Below are 2,748 nucleotides of genomic sequence, written 5' to 3'. Positions count from 1 at the left end.
AGGTAATAGTCTCGAGACGCGGCCGGATCGTTGCACGCGCATCTTGTCGTCAGCTTGTCGCGAAAGCTGAACGCCGCCGGAAGCGCCGAATAGAGCTGCCCTTTGGCGTTGCGCGCCTGCTCGATGCTTGCGCCCTGATAGAGCTGCACGCGCGCTGACGGACAGGCGAGTTCGCAGGAGTGCTGGCCGGAAATTCGCGATAATTTGACGAGGGGAAAATAATAGCCGTCGCAGGCGCGCACGCAGTAGCCGCCGCCGGACATCGAATCCGTTTCGGCGGTGTTTGCCGGTTCGGGTTTGGCGTAATGGACGGAAGTCTTCGGCGGGCGCCGCGGCTGCCGCGGGCGCGCACGCATGACCCGCCAGGAGCGGTGGGACGAGAACGCCGGAGGGTGATCGGGTCCGAAGAGGAAATCCAAAAAATCGCCTTGAGCCGAAGCGTCAAAGGGTGAGATGAACGCCAAGGCGAAAGCCAGAGCGCCGGCGATCCCTGTCGCACCCTGGCGGTTGAGCCGCATGCGCCGTCCCCGTCTACTAAACTTCGACTGGCGACCCCGGCAGGATTCGAACCTGCGACCTACTGCTTCGAAGGCAGTTGCTCTATCCAGCTGAGCTACGGAGCCGTCGACGGCGCAGCTTTCGCCGCGGACCGTATCAGTTCGGCCAACGCGGCGCCAGCAACGCCCGACAGGGTAGTCATATATGGCGACCCCGGCAGGATTCGAACCTGCGACCTACTGCTTAGAAGGCAGTTGCTCTATCCGGCTGAGCTACGGGGTCGAAACAGCCTCAATGCGTCCAGAGACCGATGCGGCTGGTCTTGAAATTATCTGAATAGGATGCGCCGCGCCGGGCCGCCAGATTGGGCTTCGGCTCCTCGAGGCGATAGGGGAGCCCATTGCGCTCCGCGTAGGCGATCGCCTCCTCCTTGGTGGAAAAATTGAGCCTGACCTGCTGGCGCATGTCGCCGGAGCTCGTCCAGCCCATGAGCGGCTCGATGCTGCGGGGAAGCTCCGGTTCGAAGTCAAGCCGCCACATGTCCGATCCCGGACCGGATTGAGTGGCGCTCGGCGCCGGAAGATAAATGCGTGCGGTCATAGGGCCTCGTCGTTGGCTGCGCTCGTAGACGCGTCATGAGAGCGGCGCGCGGCGGTCTTCGCGCTGGTCGGGGCAGCAGGATTCGAACCTGCGACCTGAAGTACCCAAAACTTCCGCGCTACCAGGCTGCGCTATACCCCGCCGGACCAAGCCGCGCCTACGGCGGCTCTGCCCTCGCTCGAATTTCGCTACCACGCACGGCCGCCCCTCACAAGGGAATGCGACTATCGCTTGAACATGCGGTGCTGCGCCTGGTCCCCGGGCGCGAGCGACATTTTCCGCGCGGCGCCGGCGTTCAGCTCCAGCACCGCATAGGCTGGCGCAGGCGAAGTTATGATTCGTTCCGACATCGGCTCCGTGTCGGCGGCCACGCCCACCACCCGCCCGTCGCGCCCGATGAAAACCATATCGAGCGGAATGTAAGTATTTCTCATCCACATCGAAACAGGCCCCTCGGCCTTGAATTCGAACAGCATGCCGTGATCGGCGGGCATCGACTTGCGGAACATGAGGCCGCGGGCGCGCGCCTTGGGCGTGTCGGCGACTTCGACTTTGAAGTCATGTTCGCCCGTCGCCGTCACGATGCGCATGAGTTCAACGGCGGGCTCGGCCCGCGCGACTGTCGACGCGACCAGCGCCAGAAAGAGCGACATGATCAGGGTGCGGAAGATTTGCGCAGTTCTCATTCGGGTGGGCTCCAAAGAGCCTTGCGCAGCATGGACGTCTTCAGTGCGACGGGACGCTTTTGGCGTCAAGCGGCCGCACTTCGGCCGCCATCAGACCCTTGGGACCGTCGCCGTAACGCACGAGAACGCTATCGCCGGGCTTGAGTTCGGTCATGCCGTAGCGGCGCACCGTCTCCATGTGCAGAAAGATGTCTTCGGTGCCTTCGCCGCGCGTGAGGAAGCCGAATCCCTTCATGCGGTTGAACCATTTGACGATGGCGATCTCATAGCCGCCTGTCGGGACAACCTGAACATGGGTGCGCCCGGCGCAGGATTGTGACGGATGCACCGCAGTGGTTTCGTCCATCGCGATGACGCGAAAGACCTGCATGCCCTTGCCGCGTTTCTGCGCCTCGCAGACGACTCGCGCGCCTTCAAAGGCCGTTTGCATGCCGCTGCGGCGGAGAATGGTGACATGCAGGAGAATATCGTCGGAGCCGTCGTCGGGCACCACGAAACCATAGCCCTTGGCGACATCGAACCATTTAATCCGTCCCGCGACTTCGACCAATTCGAGACCGGTCTCATCGGATTCTGTCGCGCTTGCTGTCAAATCATCTTGAAAAGTCTCTTTAGCGCTCACCGACCAACTCCCCGTGCTGATCCAGAGCATTCGATTGGCGCGCGCTGGCAATTATCCTGAAGCGCGAATCACCCCGCGTCGCTCATGAATCACTTTTAACAAGATAACACCCGCGGCGCGCCATCCAACCGGCAAATTTGGTCCACCAACGAATGTCTGTGGATACGCGCGCCGTCGCTGCGCGAATTGGCGAAGCCATTGTCGCTGAAACTGAAACATGCGCGCGCGCCACGACGCGCGCAGCGATATTGCGCAATAAACGCAGATTCTGTCGCGGATAAAATCGGCGGAGACGCCCAAAATCTTTGAACCTGTGGCCCATGCGCCACATCGACGGGGATT

4 protein-coding genes and 3 tRNA genes are annotated in these 2,748 nt (G+C 61.9%); all 7 read right to left on the bottom strand.

The window, feature by feature from the left end; translation table 11 throughout:
• On the bottom strand, window positions 1–518 hold a 518-nt coding region (locus QZ964_RS20300), incomplete at its 3' end, for a DUF2865 domain-containing protein (RefSeq protein ID WP_292533962.1).
• A 28-nt stretch (window positions 519–546) separates the two neighbouring features.
• Window positions 547–623: transfer RNA gene (locus QZ964_RS20295), tRNA-Arg, on the bottom strand.
• Between the two features lie 80 nt (window positions 624–703).
• Window positions 704–780 (bottom strand) — tRNA-Arg (locus QZ964_RS20290).
• 9 nt (window positions 781–789) lie between these two features.
• Window positions 790–1,098, bottom strand: a complete 309-nt coding sequence (locus QZ964_RS20285; protein WP_292533961.1) for an ETC complex I subunit — start codon at window positions 1,096–1,098, stop codon at window positions 790–792.
• Between the two features lie 64 nt (window positions 1,099–1,162).
• A tRNA-Pro gene (locus tag QZ964_RS20280) sits at window positions 1,163–1,239 on the bottom strand.
• Between the two features lie 83 nt (window positions 1,240–1,322).
• Entirely contained in the window at window positions 1,323–1,784 is a 462-nt protein-coding gene (locus QZ964_RS20275; protein ID WP_292533958.1) for a DUF192 domain-containing protein, read from the bottom strand.
• 40 nt (window positions 1,785–1,824) lie between these two features.
• Window positions 1,825–2,436, bottom strand: a complete 612-nt coding sequence (locus QZ964_RS20270) for a cold-shock protein (protein WP_246719830.1) — start codon at window positions 2,434–2,436, stop codon at window positions 1,825–1,827.
• Window positions 2,437–2,748 lie beyond the last annotated feature (312 nt).

Origin of the sequence: Methylocystis sp. (assembly GCF_021731785.1) — a bacterium.
Taxonomy (GTDB): Bacteria; Pseudomonadota; Alphaproteobacteria; order Rhizobiales; family Beijerinckiaceae; genus Methylocystis.
Note: the sequence above shows the minus strand (reverse complement) of the source record. Positions and strands in the feature narration are given on the sequence as shown.